Annotated in this window: 20 protein-coding genes; 15 read left to right on the top strand and 5 right to left on the bottom strand. The window is 69.3% G+C overall.

The features are described from left to right. Window positions 1–21: 21 nt before the first annotated feature. The 5 genes from E7742_RS23585 (at window position 22) to E7742_RS00775 (ending at window position 3022) form a co-directional block, all read left to right on the top strand. Window positions 22–147 carry a hypothetical protein gene (locus E7742_RS23585; protein ID WP_302660322.1) on the top strand — a complete coding sequence of 42 codons (126 nt, stop codon included), beginning with the start codon at window positions 22–24 and terminating at the stop codon, window positions 145–147. 11 nt (window positions 148–158) lie between these two features. Beyond that, complete coding sequence (locus E7742_RS00785; RefSeq protein WP_137797180.1) at window positions 159–395, top strand: hypothetical protein; 237 nt, start codon at window positions 159–161, stop codon at window positions 393–395. Beyond that, complete coding sequence (locus E7742_RS23090) at window positions 392–553, top strand: hypothetical protein (RefSeq protein WP_175420373.1); 162 nt, start codon at window positions 392–394, stop codon at window positions 551–553. Before E7742_RS00785 ends, E7742_RS23090 begins: the two co-directional genes overlap by 4 nt. A gap of 129 nt (window positions 554–682) precedes the next feature. Then, entirely contained in the window at window positions 683–2341 is a 1659-nt protein-coding gene (locus E7742_RS00780) for a DNA repair helicase XPB (RefSeq protein WP_137797179.1), read from the top strand. 12 nt (window positions 2342–2353) lie between these two features. Next, window positions 2354–3022: a DUF3239 domain-containing protein gene (locus tag E7742_RS00775; RefSeq protein ID WP_137797178.1), complete on the top strand. Its 669-nt coding sequence runs from the start codon at window positions 2354–2356 to the stop codon at window positions 3020–3022. A gap of 59 nt (window positions 3023–3081) precedes the next feature. On the opposite strand, the gene E7742_RS00770 is transcribed toward E7742_RS00775, so the two are convergent. Continuing rightward, complete coding sequence (locus tag E7742_RS00770) at window positions 3082–3270, bottom strand: hypothetical protein (RefSeq protein WP_175420372.1); 189 nt, start codon at window positions 3268–3270, stop codon at window positions 3082–3084. A 531-nt stretch (window positions 3271–3801) separates the two neighbouring features. On the opposite strand from E7742_RS00770, the gene E7742_RS00765 reads away from it, so the two are divergent. Then, window positions 3802–5352 carry an alpha,alpha-trehalose-phosphate synthase (UDP-forming) gene (locus E7742_RS00765; RefSeq protein ID WP_137797176.1) on the top strand — a complete coding sequence of 517 codons (1551 nt, stop codon included), beginning with the start codon at window positions 3802–3804 and terminating at the stop codon, window positions 5350–5352. On the opposite strand, the gene E7742_RS00760 is transcribed toward E7742_RS00765, so the two are convergent. Continuing rightward, window positions 5327–6583, bottom strand: coding sequence for an MCE family protein (locus E7742_RS00760; protein WP_137797175.1), 1257 nt, complete (start codon window positions 6581–6583; stop codon window positions 5327–5329). The two genes, E7742_RS00765 and E7742_RS00760, sit on opposite strands and share 26 nt — an antisense overlap. Window positions 6584–6833: 250 nt before the next feature. On the opposite strand from E7742_RS00760, the gene E7742_RS00755 reads away from it, so the two are divergent. The 3 genes from E7742_RS00755 to E7742_RS00745 all read left to right on the top strand — a co-directional run bounded on the left by E7742_RS00755 (window position 6834) and on the right by E7742_RS00745 (window position 8882). Continuing rightward, entirely contained in the window at window positions 6834–7472 is a 639-nt protein-coding gene (locus E7742_RS00755; RefSeq protein ID WP_137797174.1) for a TetR/AcrR family transcriptional regulator, read from the top strand. Window positions 7473–7474: 2 nt separating this feature from the next. Beyond that, window positions 7475–7984, top strand: coding sequence for a putative immunity protein (locus E7742_RS00750; protein WP_137797173.1), 510 nt, complete (start codon window positions 7475–7477; stop codon window positions 7982–7984). A gap of 130 nt (window positions 7985–8114) precedes the next feature. After that, window positions 8115–8882, top strand: a complete 768-nt coding sequence (locus E7742_RS00745; RefSeq protein ID WP_137797172.1) for a thioesterase family protein — start codon at window positions 8115–8117, stop codon at window positions 8880–8882. Between the two features lie 22 nt (window positions 8883–8904). Here E7742_RS00745 and E7742_RS00740 read toward each other — a convergent pair whose 3' ends face one another. Continuing rightward, window positions 8905–9504 (bottom strand): carboxymuconolactone decarboxylase family protein, encoded by a 600-nt coding sequence (locus E7742_RS00740; protein WP_137797171.1) that lies wholly within the window; start codon window positions 9502–9504, stop codon window positions 8905–8907. Between the two features lie 120 nt (window positions 9505–9624). Here E7742_RS00740 and E7742_RS00735 point away from each other — a divergent pair, with 120 nt between their 5' ends. Both E7742_RS00735 and E7742_RS00730 read left to right on the top strand, forming a co-directional pair. Then, on the top strand, window positions 9625–10809 hold the full coding sequence (locus tag E7742_RS00735; RefSeq protein WP_137797170.1) for a pyridoxal phosphate-dependent aminotransferase: 1185 nt from the start codon (window positions 9625–9627) through the stop codon (window positions 10807–10809). Continuing rightward, a complete protein-coding gene (locus E7742_RS00730) occupies window positions 10806–11822 on the top strand; it encodes an AraC family transcriptional regulator (protein WP_137797169.1) in 1017 nt (338 codons plus the stop codon). Before E7742_RS00735 ends, E7742_RS00730 begins: the two co-directional genes overlap by 4 nt. Here E7742_RS00730 and E7742_RS00725 read toward each other — a convergent pair. Both E7742_RS00725 and E7742_RS00720 read right to left on the bottom strand, forming a co-directional pair. Further along, window positions 11819–12097, bottom strand: a complete 279-nt coding sequence (locus E7742_RS00725) for a WhiB family transcriptional regulator (protein WP_137797168.1) — start codon at window positions 12095–12097, stop codon at window positions 11819–11821. The genes E7742_RS00730 and E7742_RS00725 overlap by 4 nt on opposite strands. Window positions 12098–12175: 78 nt before the next feature. Continuing rightward, on the bottom strand, window positions 12176–12553 hold the full coding sequence (locus E7742_RS00720) for a hypothetical protein (protein ID WP_137797167.1): 378 nt from the start codon (window positions 12551–12553) through the stop codon (window positions 12176–12178). 430 nt (window positions 12554–12983) lie between these two features. Between E7742_RS00720 and E7742_RS00715 the strand changes: the two genes are divergently transcribed. From E7742_RS00715 to E7742_RS00700, 4 genes are read left to right on the top strand one after another with little or no spacing between them, the layout of a single operon-like run. Then, window positions 12984–13346: an STAS domain-containing protein gene (locus E7742_RS00715; RefSeq protein ID WP_254699119.1), complete on the top strand. Its 363-nt coding sequence runs from the start codon at window positions 12984–12986 to the stop codon at window positions 13344–13346. Window positions 13347–13381: 35 nt separating this feature from the next. After that, the gene (locus E7742_RS00710; protein WP_254699118.1) at window positions 13382–13855 is read left to right on the top strand and encodes an ATP-binding protein; all 474 of its coding nucleotides are present in this window, start codon (window positions 13382–13384) and stop codon (window positions 13853–13855) included. A gap of 5 nt (window positions 13856–13860) precedes the next feature. Next, window positions 13861–14289 carry an anti-sigma factor gene (locus E7742_RS00705; RefSeq protein WP_137797166.1) on the top strand — a complete coding sequence of 143 codons (429 nt, stop codon included), beginning with the start codon at window positions 13861–13863 and terminating at the stop codon, window positions 14287–14289. 57 nt (window positions 14290–14346) lie between these two features. Next, window positions 14347–15084, top strand: a complete 738-nt coding sequence (locus tag E7742_RS00700) for an RNA polymerase sigma factor SigF (RefSeq protein ID WP_254699117.1) — start codon at window positions 14347–14349, stop codon at window positions 15082–15084. Window positions 15085–15088 lie beyond the last annotated feature (4 nt).

The raw sequence follows: 15088 nt of genomic DNA, 5'->3' as shown, positions 1-15088 counted from the left end.
ACTTCGAATTCAGGAGCGACAATGGCCGAGCGAAAACCTGGCAAGAGTCTGAAAAAGTCCGCGCAGTCCATCAAGGAAAAGCGCGCGGAGAAAAGGGAGCGCGCCGCGGAGGTGGGCGAGTTGATCAAGAAGCGCAAGCGCCACTGAGCGGACGAGCCATGACCCGCCCGTCGGTCGCGCCCGCGACTCCCGATGTCCTGGACCAACTCCACCGCAAACTGGACCGACTGCTCCCCGGCGGAACGTTGCCCGCACCCCGGTCCGACGGGTTTCGATCCGGGATCACGTCGGCGAAGATCTTCGTCCTCGACGAACGCGCGCAGCATTCCGGAATTCCGACGAGTCCTGCCACCCCCGAAAATATCGCGCAGAAAATGACGAGGACCGAACTGTGAAGCGCACCCTGCTCGCACTGGACAGAATTCAGGCGAGACTGGAAAACGAACTCGACACCAACGCCGGACTCACCGAAAGGGATGTCGGCTATCGCGCCGGAATTTCCGAGGCGCTCATGCAGGTGATGGATACCAAGAAATCCCTCACCATGCGCTGACGCGGTCGTGGGGGGCCCGCCCCGGTCCCCGGCGGGGTCCCCCACGTTCGCTGTCGGCGCACTCACCGCGTGGCGGGACGTCGCCGTCGTCTGGACAATGGTCTGGTTACCGATTGCGAGGAGACGCACGTGACCGACGGCCCGCTGATCGTCCAGTCCGACAAGACCCTGCTGCTCGAGGTCGATCACGAGCGCGCCGACGAGGCACGGCAGGCCATCGCTCCCTTCGCCGAGCTCGAGCGCGCCCCCGAGCACGTGCACACCTACCGGATCACCCCGCTCGCACTGTGGAACGCGCGCGCCGCCGGGCACGACGCCGAACAGGTCGTCGACGCCCTCGTGAACTTCTCCCGCTTCGCGGTGCCGCAACCGCTGCTGGTCGACATCGTCGACACCATGGCCCGCTACGGACGGCTGCAGCTGGTCAAGAGCCCCGCCCACGGCCTCACGCTCGTCAGCCTCGACCGGGCCGTGCTCACCGAGGTGATGCGGCACAAGAAGATCGCGCCCATGCTCGGGGCCAAGATCGACGACGACACCGTGATCGTGCACCCCAGCGAGCGCGGGCACCTCAAGCAGATGCTGCTCAAGATCGGCTGGCCCGCCGAGGACCTCGCCGGGTACGTCGACGGCGAGGCGCACCCCATCGACCTCGCGTTCGAGGAGGGGCACTGGCAGCTGCGCGACTACCAGGAGATGGCGGCCGACTCGTTCTGGGCCGGCGGCTCGGGTGTCGTGGTGCTGCCCTGCGGCGCCGGCAAGACCATGGTGGGGGCGGCCGCGATGGCCAAGGCCAAGGCGACCACGCTGATCCTCGTCACCAACACCGTCGCCGGCCGGCAGTGGAAGCGGGAACTGATCGCGCGCACCTCACTCACCGAGGAGGAGATCGGCGAGTACTCGGGCGAGAAGAAGGAGATCCGCCCCGTCACCATCGCCACCTACCAGGTGATCACCCGCAAGTCGAAGGGCGAGTACAAGCATCTCGAACTGTTCGACTCGCGCGACTGGGGCCTGGTGATCTACGACGAGGTGCACCTGCTGCCCGCCCCGGTGTTCCGGATGACCGCGGACCTGCAGTCCCGCCGCCGGCTCGGCCTGACGGCGACGCTGGTCCGGGAGGACGGGCGCGAGGGCGACGTCTTCTCGCTGATCGGCCCCAAGCGGTACGACGCGCCGTGGAAGGACATCGAGGCGCAGGGCTGGATCGCGCCCGCCGACTGCGTCGAGGTCCGGGTGACGCTCACCGACGCCGAACGGATGGCGTACGCGACGGCCGAGCCCGACGAGCGCTACAAGCTGTGTTCGACGGCGCACACCAAGATCGCGGTCGTGAAGTCGATCCTGGACAAGCATCCGGACGCCCCGACACTCGTCATCGGCGCGTATCTCGACCAACTCGAGGAACTCGGCGCGGCCCTGGACGCTCCGGTGATCCAGGGTTCCACGCGAAACAAGGAGCGCGAGGCGCTGTTCGACAGGTTCCGGGCCGGTGAGATCCAGACTCTGGTGGTGAGCAAGGTCGCGAACTTCTCGATCGACCTCCCCGAGGCCTCGGTGGCGGTGCAGGTGTCGGGCACGTTCGGCTCGCGGCAGGAGGAGGCGCAGCGCCTGGGCCGACTCCTGCGTCCCAAGCACGACGGTGGTCAGGCACACTTCTACTCGGTGGTCGCTCGGGACACGCTGGACGCCGAGTATGCCGCCCACCGCCAACGCTTCCTCGCGGAGCAGGGCTACGCGTACCGGATCACGGACGCCGACGACCTGCTCGGCCCCACCATCGGATAGGACACCTCCCCCGTGCGACGCTTCGAGTTCCCGGTCGACAAGCTTCACGCCAAGGCCGTCAACGAGACCCTGGGTGACCTGCGGCGGCTGCAGTGGTCGGCCGCGCTGATGGCGGTGCTGCTGGGCGCCGGGTCGGCGTGGTTGTTCGTGCTGGGCCAGCCGTGGTCGTACATCCTGGGCGTGGTCCTCGCGGTGTGCGCGCTGACCTCACTGTTCATGGTGGTCTGGACGCCGCGCAAGGTGGGCAGCATCGACCACCTCTACGCCGAGGGCGACCTCGTCCCGGCCGTCGTCTCGGAGGTCCACCCACGGGGTTACACGCTGCTGGCGTTGCTCGACATCGCGAAGCCCGGAGCCGGCTCACCGCACTACGCGCTCGCGACCCGCACGGTGCGCGCGCTCCCGGGCAAGGACAACACCGTGGGCAAGCGACTCCCGTCGGTGACCGTGCTGGGCGATCGCACGTCGCGGAGCGAGGGCGAGACGTGGCAGATGGTGAGCTTCATGCCCGTCGCGTGGGGCACCCGTGACGCCAAGGTCATCACGCAGGCCACGTCGCGGATCAGCGACACCGAGTGGAACCTGCTGAAGAAGAACATCCCCGCGTCGGAGAAGGTCCGCACGTCGGACAGGCAGTTCGTGCTGCTCGACCCCGCGGAGCTTCCCGACGAGTTGCACTGATGTGAGTCACCCTGCGCTGATCCGAGTCACTGTTCGTGCGAGCGCGGACGGTGGCTCGTTCAGATCATCAACGCTGCCAGGGCCACGCCGCCGGCCGTCACCAGACCGGTGACCGCCGCGAGGGCCACCGAGCCCATGAGCACCAGCGCCGCACCGGCCGGGACCGCCGCGACCACGAGCATGAGGACGACCCACCACAGTGCGGTTCCACCGGCGCCCGCTCTCCCGAAGTCCATGTCCTGCAACATGCTTGACCGGACACCTCGGGGCATCGACTGCGAATTCGATCCGCTCGTTCGGCTTTCCATACCGGTGACCTCCTGTCAGGGGGTCACCTCAGTCTCGCTCACTTCCGTGATTTTCGCAGCACAGTTCGCGAGCCGATCCGCATTGACCGCTGTGTCGCATTCAGCGCCCTCCCCCACCCGCGCCCCACTGCCGGCGCGTGGTGAACGTTTCCGTGTGGAACGTCAAAATACTTCGGCCCCAGCAATATTGGGCTCGCGGTCCTCACGCCGTTCCGGAACACCGCTGCAGTCAGGATGATTCGGCCGCACCCCACTCTTACGGCGCCCCCGGACGCGCCCGAACCGGGTGGTCCAGTTGCCGAGAAGCGCGTTCGCTGATACAACAAATCTATTCCGAAGAATAGAGATCTTGCCGTCCCACGGACGGTGCGACCTTCTCGCGCACGCCGGCGCCGGGCCGAGCACGCGTCCGACAGCTCCGCGCGCGAGGAGCCCACCGGCCGCGGACCGACTACCCCTGGGAGCCATTCGATGCCAACGGATCTTTCCGACGACCGCTCGACCGATCTGTCCGACTTCGTCGTCGTCGCCAACCGGCTTCCCGTCGACATGGAAGAGCGGCCGGACGGTTCGACGTCGTGGCGACGCAGCCCCGGCGGTCTCGTCACGGCGCTGGAACCGGTGCTGCGTAGCCGGAACGGCTGCTGGGTGGGGTGGCCGGGGGTGGCCGGGCGCGACGTCGACCCGTTCGAGCACGACGGTCTGCGCATCCACCCGGTCCGGTTGGACACGACCGACGTGGAGGGCTTCTACGAGGGCTTCTCCAACAGCACGCTGTGGCCGCTCTACCACGATGTGGTCGTCAAGCCGACCTTCGATCGTCGCTGGTGGGCGACGTATCGCGACGTCAACCGCCGTTTCGCGCAGGCCGCCGCCGAGGCGGCCGCACCGGGCGCGACGGTGTGGGTCCACGACTACCAGCTCCAGCTCGTCCCGCGCATGCTGCGCGAGTTGCGTCCCGATGTCACGATCGGGTTCTTCCTGCACATTCCGTTCCCGCCGGTGGAGCTGTTCGCCCAGCTGCCGTGGCGCCGCAGCATCCTCGAGGGCATGCTCGGAGCCGATCTGGTCGGCTTCCATCTGCCCGGCGGGGCCGAGAACTTCGTCGTCCTCGCCCGCCGCCTGCTCGAACTCGAGACCCGTCCCGCCGTCGACGGCCCCGGTGAGGTCCGACTCGAGGGCCGGACGGTTCGCGTCGGCGCCTTCCCCATCTCGATCGACACCGCCGACATGGTCGCCCGGGCGCGCAGCGAGTCGGTGCGGGCACGCGCCCGTGAGATCCGCGAGGACCTCGGCAACCCGGACCGGATCCTGTTGGGCGTCGACCGACTGGACTACACCAAGGGCATCGACCTCCGCCTGGACGCCCTCGGCGAGCTCTACGACGAGGGCCGCCTCGATCCGACGCGCACCGTGATGGTCCAGCTGGCGACGCCCAGCCGAGAACAGGTCGAGCAGTATGCACGGATGCGGGCCGCGATCGAGACCCAGGTGGGGCGGATCAACGGCGACCACGGCCAGCTCGGCCATCCCCCGGTCCACTACCTGTACCAGCCGGTGGAGCGGGACGAGTTGATCGCGCTCTACGTCGCCGCGGACGCGATGCTGGTGACGCCGCTGCGCGACGGCATGAACCTCGTCGCCAAGGAATACGTGGCGTGCCACCCCGAGTACGACGGCGCCCTGGTCCTGAGCGAGTTCACCGGTGCGGCGTCCGAACTACAGGAGGCGTTCCTCGTCAATCCGCACGATCTCGACTTCGTGAAGGACACGATCGTCGCCGCCCTCGACCAGTCGCCGGAGCAGGGCCGCGCCCGCATGGCTTCGATGCATGCCCAGGTCACGGCGCACGACGTCCACCGTTGGGCACACTCGTTCCTCGACACGCTGGCCGCGTCGGCGTCGGAGCCGGATCCGGCGCTCGACGCGGGTGACTCCCCGTCGTGGCCCGTGCCCGCGGCGGGTCCGTTCTCCCCGAACGAACCTCGCCTCGACCTCACTTCAGCGGCGCCACTCCCATGACCGTGGCGAGCTGAGTCGCGATCGGATTGAGGTCCAGTACGTCCGGGGCCTGCTTGGGCTTGCCGTCCCACGGCTGCGGCACGGTGGGATCGGCGAGCACTGCCCGCTCCGCGCTGCGGACGCCGGTGGGACTGCCCTGCGGGACGAGGCAGCGGACATCGGTGGGGAACGGGAACTCGTCGCGGCTGTCGTCGAACTCCGGGTCGCGCTGCTTCATCTCGTCGAGCGTGCGGTACGTGCTCTCGTAGCCGATGGTGCACGGCGGCGGATTGTTCGTCTCGAGGACGAGGCCGAAGTGGATGGTCCCGTCGCCCGGCGCGACCGCGCGAGCAGCCACGGGCAACGCCGGCAGCAGCTGCAGCGCCGTCCGGAGGTAGGGCACGCGCGCGGGTGCCAACGACGTGATCTGCTCGGTGTTGGTGAGCACCGTCGTGAGGTCAGCGCCGCTGTCGCGGACCAGTGCGCCCGCCTCGTCGCTCGCCGCGGCGCCCGTACCGATCAGCCGCCGGACGTCGGGATCGCTCGAGCGCAACTGCGCGGTGAGCGCGTCCAGGTCGGCGCTGAACGACCGGATCGCCGACGACTGGTCGGCCTGGCCGTCCAGCACGGTGCGACCGTCGGACACCAGGTCCAGGGTCTGTGGGAGCGCCTCGGCCGCCTCACGGGTGAACGCGTTCAGCGAGTCGACCACGGCGCGGAGGTTGTCGCCCTGTCCGTCGAACGCCTTGCCGAGCTCGGTGGCCGCGGTGTGCAGACTGCCGGTAGGCACCGAGCGCGCGAACGCGTCGACCGAGGCCACGAGGTCCTCGACGGGAGTGGGCACCGCGGTGTCCTCGCGGGCGATCACCGATCCCTCGGAGAGGTACGGGCCGCCGTCCGCGGCCGGCTGCAGGTCCACGTACTGCTCGCCGATCGCGGACCGATTGGCCACCACGGCGGCAGCGGACGCGGGCACCCGCGGCGCGGAGTCGTCGAGGAGCAGCTGCACCCGGACGCCGTCGGACGTGAGCGCCAGATCGCCGACCCGTCCGACCGGCACGCCGCGATACGTGACCTCGGCATTGGTGAAGATCCCGCCGGAGGTGGGCAGGTCCGCGTACACCGAGTACTGGCCGATGCCCACGAGGTTGTCGAGCCGGACGTACCGCGCGCCGACGAAGACGATGCCCAGCAGGCCCACCAGGATGAAGGCCAGGAGCTGCCAGCGGGCCATTTTCGGCACCATGTTCATCGTCGACAGCCCTCCACTGATCGCCGTCCAAGCATGTCGGCGAGATCACGTGAACCGCCCTGCTGTTACCCGGACAACACGCTACCGCTATCCGTTACCTCGGGTCACATTCATGTGACGGGGCTTACAAAATGGACAATTGTCCAGCCCGCGCGCGTCTCCACGGCACCCGGCGCGCTGACTATGCTGGCTCCGCGACCGACCGCGGGCGAGGACGACCGCGCCGATTCCCGGTGCGCACGGAGGATGCATGAACGTCACCAGGCAGAGCGCCGGCTCCGAATCGGACGCCGCGCCGCGGGCCGGTCGCGTCGCGCGCCGCCGCGACCGCCGCAAGAGCGAGATCGTCCGCACCGCGATCGGCATCCTGGCCGCCAACGGCTACCAGGGGATGAACCTCGAGGACGTCGCCGAGCGCACCGACATCGCCAAAGCCACTCTGTACCACTACTTCCGCTCCAAGGACGAGCTCGTCGCCGCGGTCCTCGACGTCCTGACCGACGAGGTGATGACCCGGCTGGCCCACCGCGCCGAGCAGGCCGACGCCACGTCGGCCACCGAATTGCTGCGCACGCTCGTCGACGAACAGGTCCGCATCCTGACCGAGACCGCACCCGAGGTGGCGACCGTGTTCTCGTGGCCCCGCGAGTGGCCGTCCACCGTCCAGAAGTCGATGAAGGAGATGCGACGACGACACGACGCAGTGTTCCGGGACGTGGTCGAGCGCGGCGTCGCCGACGGCGAGTTCACGTGCCCCGACATCGACGTCGCGATGCAGTGCCTGCACGGCGTTCTCAACCAGGCTGCGGTCTGGATCCGCCCGGGCGGCGAGGACGCCGCCGCCGCGCGGACGGCCGTCGTCGCGTGTGCGCTGCGCCTGTTCGTCTAGCGATGATCCTGCCCGAGGTCCGCGACCCCCGCCTCGTGACCGTTCGCCGGGGCGGCTCCCTGACCGACGCCGATCACCGGCTGCTCGCGTTGTGGGCCGCAGAGTGCGCCGAACACGTGCTGGGCCACTTCGAGCGCGAGCAGCCCGACGATCCGCGTCCCCGCGAGGCGATCGCGGCCGCGCGGGCGTGGGCTGCGGGCGAGATGGCGATGATGCGGGCACGCGCGGCGGGTGGGCACGCGATGGGAGCCGCCAGACCCCTCGCCGGCGCGGCCCGGTTCGCGGCCTACGCGGCCGGTCAGGCGGCGTGCGTCGGGCACGTCGCCGAACACGATCTCGGCGCCGCGGCGTACGCGATCAAGGCGGTGCGCAGCGCGCACGCGGACAGCGCACGGGCCGGCCGACTGGAACGCGACTGGCAACGCACGCGGCTCCCCGAAGCGATCCGGACACTGGTCCTCGAGGACCAGGAGCGACGCAACGACATCTGCTGGTCGGTGTTTTCCGGCTGAGCCGGCCGTCTTCGACCTCTCGGTCGAATATTGGTTTCATCAGTCGATCTGACGGCTCTGAGGTCAGTTTTGCGTGTTACCGTCCGAGCGGAGCGTCGGACGATGTCTTCGGGACCGAGCAGGAGCGGACATGGCGTACTTCAAGCGGGAAGGCGAACACGTCTTCCATCCGACCCGGCACGTCAGCGGTGCCTGGAACACCGACGAACAGCACATCGCCCCGAGCATCGGCCTCCTGACGCACGTGGTCGAATGCGACCGCGATCGGCGCCGCGACGACGGACTCGTGATCGCCCGCCTGTCCTTCGACATCCTCGGCACCCTGCCCGTGGACCGCGTCGAGACCTCGGTGCAGGTCGTGCGCCCGGGCCGCACCATCGAACTGGTCGAGGCCACGCTCGTCCACGACGACCGGCCCGCCGTGCGGATGCGCGCATGGCTGATGCGGGAGGGCGACACCGCAGCACTGGCGGGATCACCGTTCCCGCCGATCCCGGCGCCGGAGGAGATGCCGGTGTGGGATCCGACGAGCGTCTGGGCCGGCGGATTCATCGCCACCGCCGAGGTCCGCCGGATCGCCTCCGAACCCGGGCGGGCCACCTACTGGGTGCGCACCCCGCACGACCTGGTCGAGGGTGAGCCGATCAGCGAGGTGGCACGGGCGGCCACACTGTTCGACATCGCCAACGGGATGGCGGTACGGGCTCGCCCCGAGGACGTCGCCTTCCCCAATGTGGATCTCACCGCACACCTGTTCGCCCGACCGCGCGGCGACTGGATCGGTTTCGACACGACCGTCTCGTTCGGCCCGACCGGCCTGGGACTCACCAGCAGCGTGATCCACGACCGGCACGGGCCGGTCGGCACCGTCGACCAGATGCTCACCGTGCGCCCCTGACCGACCGAAACACCCTGTCGGGTCAGGCTTTCCGCTCGGTCTCGCTCGCGCTCGGCGTCTCCCACGGAACGCGGCACGCATCGCCGGAGTCGAAGCCCTGGTCGTGGATGCCCAGCGCGGAGTTCATGCGCGAGCGCATGTTCTCGAGCGCGATCTGGTAGGTCAGTTCCACCACCCCGTCCCGGCCGAACCGGCGCTCGAGGTCGGCCACCTGTTCGTCGGTCGCCGTCGTCGGGGTGTCGGTCATCGCGTCCGCGTAGGCGATCGCGGCACGTTCGTCCTCGCTGTACAGCGGGGAGGTGTCGTACTCGCCGATGTGCTGGAGGCGGTCGATGTCGAGGCCCTCGAGCCGCTGCAGCATCGTGCCGAAGTCGACGCACCACGAGCATCCGACGGTCCACGCCACCCGGTACACCGCGATGTCGCGGACATTGGGCGGCAGCACGGTCGACGCCTTCTCGGCGCCCATCTCGTGTCCGGCCGCGACGGCGAACAGCTTGGGGTGGTTGGCCAGGACCGCGAACGGTTCGGGAACCTCGCCGTACTGGCGACCGGCGAACCGGTACGCGGTGCGGACAATGCGGCCGGCCTCCTGCGGGGCCACTGCGTGAATGCGAGCCATGACGTCCTCCGTCCTCGATCGGCGCGGCGGTCGCGCCGTCCACCACGTGGACGACGCACGGCCGCCGAACGTGACACGGCCGAGTTCGTGAGGCGCCGTCGCCCCCGCTACGCTGGACAAATGCCCGCAGCGCCACGCTCCCGCACCGTTTCGCGACTGCAACCCTTCGCGTCCACGATCTTCGCCGAGATGACGGCGCTCGCCACCGAGCACGACGCGATCAACCTGGGTCAGGGCTTCCCCGACACCGACGGTCCCGCGTCGATGCTCGACACCGCGCGCCGAGCCATCGCCGACGGTCTCAACCAGTATCCACCCGGGCCCGGGATGCCGGTGCTGCGTCAAGCCATCGCAGCCGACCGCGCCGCGCGGTACGGCATCGAGCACGATCCCGACCGCGAGGTCCTGGTCACCGTCGGCGCCACCGAGGGCATCAGCGCCGCGATTCTCGGCCTCGTCGAACCCGGCGAGGAGGTACTCCTGGTGGAGCCGTACTACGACTCCTACGCCGCGGCGGTTGCCCTGGCGGGTGCGACCCGGCGTGCGGTGTCACTGGTACGCGACGGCGAGCGGTTCGCGCTCGACCTCGACGCGCTGCGCGCCGCGGTCACTCCCCAGACCCGCATGCTGGTGATGAACTCGCCGCACAATCCGACCGGGACCGTGTTCACCGACGCCGAACTGTCCGCGGTGGCGGAGCTGGCGTGCGAGCGGGATCTGTTGGTGCTCAGCGACGAGGTGTACGAGCACCTCGTGTTCGACGGGCGCACCCACACGCCGCTGGCGTCGCTGCCCGGCATGTACGAGCGCACCGTCACGGTGTCGAGCGCGGCCAAGACCTTCAACGTCACCGGCTGGAAGACCGGGTGGGTCTGCGGCCCCGCCGAACTCGTCGACGCCGTGCGAACGGCCAAACAGTTCATGTCGTTCGTGGCCGGCGGCCCCTTCCAGCCGGCCGTCGCCCATGCTCTCGATCACGAGCAGGACTGGGTGATCGACATGCGGAACGCGTTGCAGCGCAAGCGGGATCTGCTGGCGGGCGCGCTGCGCGACGCCGGCTTCCGGGTGCACTCGGGCGGCGGCACCTATTTCCTGTGCGCCGACATCACCGACCTGGGCACCCGCGACGGCGTCGAGTTCTGTCGCCGCCTACCCGAACGAGTCGGGGTCGCGGCGGTACCGATCAGCGTCTTCACCGACCACCCCGATCGATGGAACCACTTGGTGCGCTTCGCGTTCTGCAAGCAGGACGAGGTACTCACGGAGGCGGCGCGGCGTCTGCGGCGGTTGGAGGTGTCCGGGTGAGCCTGGCGACGGTTCCGTCGGACTTCCTGCGTCGCGCCCTCCATCTGGCGGAAGCTGCCGGCGCGGACCTGACGTCCATTCTCGACGCGTCGGGTATCGACGTCGCCACACTGCACGATCCCCGGGCCCGGCTGACCCCCGAGCAGGTCACCGCCTTCACGCAGGCGGCCTGGCAGCTCACCGACGACGAACTGTTCGGGATCGGGGCGGCCCCCGTGCCACGGGGCACCTTCCGGCTGATCTGTCTGGCGCTCATCCACCGCCCCAATCTCGGCAGCGCTCTCGAACGCATGACGGACGTGACCCGCGCCCTGCCGGTGCCGCCGCTGACGCTGGTTCCCGGCCCGGAATCGACTCGCCTCGAGGTCCGAGTGGAGGTGCGCGGCGACGAGTACGCGCCCGAGTTCGTCGACGAGGCGCTGCGGCTGGTGACCGATTTCGAGTTGATACTGCTGCACCGCTTCGCCGCGTGGCTGGTGGGTCGCCGGGTGCGACTGCGCTCGGTGCTGATCCCCTACCCCCAGCCGGAGCGCCTGTTCGCCAAGCACTACGACGCCATCTTCGGCGTCCCGGTCACGTTCGGCGCCGAGGTGGCCTCGCTCGAGTTCGACAACTCGATCCTGCGAGCGCCGATCATCCAGGACGAGGACAGTCTCGCCGAGTATCTCCGCGAGTCGCCCAATCTTCTTCTTTCCGAACGTGACTACGACAGCACCGCGTCGGCGCAGGTGCGCCGGGTCCTGGAGATGGGTGTGCGGGGCCGCACCAGTACCGCGGACGAGATCGCGGAGATGTTGTCCATCAGCGTGCCCCATCTGCGCCGTCTGCTGCGGCAGGAGGGCACGTCGCTCAACCACCTGCGCGAGGAGGTGCTGCGGAACGCGGCGATCGCCGCGCTGCGCCGGGGCGAGCCCGTCGACGAACTGTCGGCCCGTCTCGGGTTCTCCGAACCGAGCGCCTTCCGGCGGGCGTTCAAACGCTGGACCGGCGACACCCCGGGCGCGTACCGCTAGCCCGCGCCGCAGGCCGCCGTGACGGTGCGGGGACGTCCGCGCCCGCGCTTACGGGCGATGACGGCGCCGCGGTGCAGAATCTCGCCGCCCCACACACCCCACGGCTCGGCCCGGTCCAGCGCGCCACGCAGACACCGATCGCGTATCGCGCACGCTCCGCACAGCAGTTTGGCGCGTTCGAGATCCGCGGGCACGGTCGAGAACCACAGATCAGGATCGCCGACCCGGCACGGCGTCGTCGCCTCCTCGTCGGTGCACCCCACAGCCACGACCATGCCGACTTCCCCTCGCCCGATCTCCGGCGGGGACCCTCCCGCGCCGTGGATACAGACCGGCGCCGGGGGGAAAACTCATCACGCAGTGGCGGCCGGGACCGCCGCCGCGGTCAGCTCGCCCGTCGTGCACGGCTCGGCGACCGTCGGGCGCACTCGGACGACATCCGCCACGAGGTCGAACGCGTCGACCAGCCACTCGTCCGTCGCCCGCGCCAGCGCGAGGTCCGGATGCCCGTCGACGTCGTGGACACTCACCGTCCAGGTGCCGTCCGCGTCCGGGTCCGCTCCCGCAGCCGGACCGCCTTTGCGGGCGAGCACGTAGCGGCCGAACTCGAAGTCGACCCGGACGGCCTCACCGCCGCAATGAGGGACGACGCGGACAGGGCGGTGGGTGACGGTCGCGAGCATCGCAACCGCATCGGCGAAGCCACCATCCGCCGTGTCCAGCCATCCCATCGTGACGTCCTTTCGATAACGCTTCCAGCCTGCGGCCGGGGGCGAACCCCCGGCTCGTGTCCGGCTGTTACCCCGCACGCTCTCGGGCTATACCCGGCCCGTTCCGAAAAATTCTTCGAAATCGACTTCTCCGATCGGCATCGCTGCGACGAGGCCCCCGCGGGCGTCGGTGGAACCCCCCCGGAACGCGGCTGCCGAACTTTTCCGCGGCGGCGGGTATAGACCGCTCGGGGCCGGGGTACAGAGCGAGGGATAGATCCGAGAGCAGAGCCTGGAGAGCCGCAGATGTCCTTCCTGTCGAAGACCACCGTTACGAAGACCACCGTCCGTGTCGCATGCATCAAGAGCATGTACCGGTGGGCCGGGGTCCCGTACTTCGCGGCACAGGCGTAAGGCCCGTCACGTGAGCAGCGACCGTATATTGGCCGCCATGGATATGTCCGGATCAGCAGCTTCCGCCCTGTCGCTCGACGTCGAGGTGAAGGAAGGCGTCGTGCTGTTGCACGTCGGCGGCGAGATCGACGTCGTGACCGCCCCCGAGTTCCAGGAGGCGGTCGACCGTGCCACCTCCGAGCACCCGGATGCCGTGCTCGTGGCCGACCTCTCGGACGTGACCTTCCTCGCGTCCGCCGGTCTGGCCGTTCTGGTGCGGTGCAGCGAAGAACGCGGCGAGGACCGTCGATTCCTCGTCGTCGCCCATGGACCCACCACCGTTCGACCACTCGAGTTGACCGGCCTGACCGAGGCGCTCGAGGTGTTTTCCTCTGTCGAAGCGGCTCTCACAACGGTGTGAACCTCGTGACCGGAAGGCCGACGATGCCGTCGCCCGTGACACAGCAGAAGCCCGTCACACAGCAGCCCGCCGCCGAGCAGGCGACGGGCGGCGACGAACTGTCGCTGAGCGCGATCCCCGCCCTCCCCGCCGCTCTCGCACCGGCGCGCTCCGCACTCGGCGACTTCCTGCGGGCGCACGCGGTGCCCGAGGAACTGGCCGCCGACGCCGTGCTGGCCACCTACGAGGCCATCGCGAACATCGTCGAGCACGCCTACCCGGCGGGCGACGGAACGTTCGACCTCCACGCGACGTACACCCGGGACGTCACGCTCACCGTGACGATCACCGATCACGGCACTTGGAAGACCAGCGGGCCGGACCCGGCCTCCCGACGCGGCCGCGGCCTGCAGCTGATGCGTTCGTGCAGCGACGACGCCGAGATCGCGACCACCGACCACGGCACCCAGGTACACCTGCAGTGGAGTTGCTCGCGCAGCGCCACCCCCGACGACGAACAGGCTGGTTAGAACAGATGCAGGCCGGCTCCCACCCCGAGCTCTCCCCCCGCCCCGCCGACCACGCACCCCCCGTCACGCTGACGGTGGCCGCGCGCCACGACCAGCTCTCGGTGGTGCGCATGCTCACCGAGCTCGTGGCCATGCGCAACAACTGCACGCTCGACCAGTCGGCCGACCTCAAGCTGGCCGTCGACCAGATCAGCACCCTCATGATTTCCGCGGCGGCGGACGACACCGAGCTGTCCTGCCGGTACCTGATGCTCGACGAGACGTTCCAGGTGGTCCTCGAGGCGATCACCGTCGCCGACTGGCACCCCGAGGAAGGCAGCCTCGAGTGGCGCATCCTGAGCGCGCTCGCCGATTCCATCTCGGTCACCCAGCAGCCCGACGACACGGGCCGCACGGCGTCGACGGCCACCATCTGCATGCGAAAGCTGGTCTGACCCTTGGCTGCCCCGGTCGACACTCCGCCACCTCAGGCGTCGGGTAACACCGACCGAGTGACGGAGCTCTTCGCCGAGCTGGCGAGCTGCGATCCCGGCGACCCGCGCGGCGCGGCGCTGCGTGACCAGATCGTCGCCCTCACCCTCCCCCTGGCCCGCAACATCGCCCGGCGGTTCTCCAGCCGGGGCGAAGAGATGGACGACCTCTACCAGGTGGCGTGCGTCGGGCTCATCCACGCGGTCGACCGATTCGACCCCGCACGCGGTAGCGGGTTCACCTCGTTCGCGGTTCCCACGATCATGGGCGAGGTGCGTCGCTACTTTCGCGATCACGCCTGGGCGGCACGGGTGCCCCGGCGGGTCAAGGATCTGTCGCTCGATGTCGGCAAGGCCACCGAGGCACTGTCCCATCGACTCGGCCGCTCACCGACCGCCGCGGAACTCGCGGCGGAACTCGACACCGACCCGGACTCCGTGATCGAGGCGATCGCCGCGGCCGGCGCCTACCAGACGCACTCGCTCGACAGCCCCGTCGTCCGCGACGGCGACACCGACGCCACGCTGGCCGACACGCTCGCGGCCGACGACAACGAGCTGGAGAAGTCCGAACTCCATCTGGCGTTGCGTCCGCTCATCGAGAAGCTCTCGCCTCGCGAGAAGCGCATCGTCAAGATGCGGTTCTTCGAGGAGCGCACGCAGACGGAGATCGCCCGCGAACTCGGCGTCTCGCAGGTTCAGGTCTCCCGGTTGCTGTCGAAGATCCTCGCCCGGATCCGCACGGACCTGGACGGGTGATCGA

The sequence above is a fragment of the Rhodococcus sp. SGAir0479 genome, assembly GCF_005484805.1.
Classification (GTDB): Bacteria; Actinomycetota; Actinomycetes; order Mycobacteriales; family Mycobacteriaceae; genus Prescottella.
This window is presented reverse-complemented; position numbering and strand designations above follow the sequence as displayed.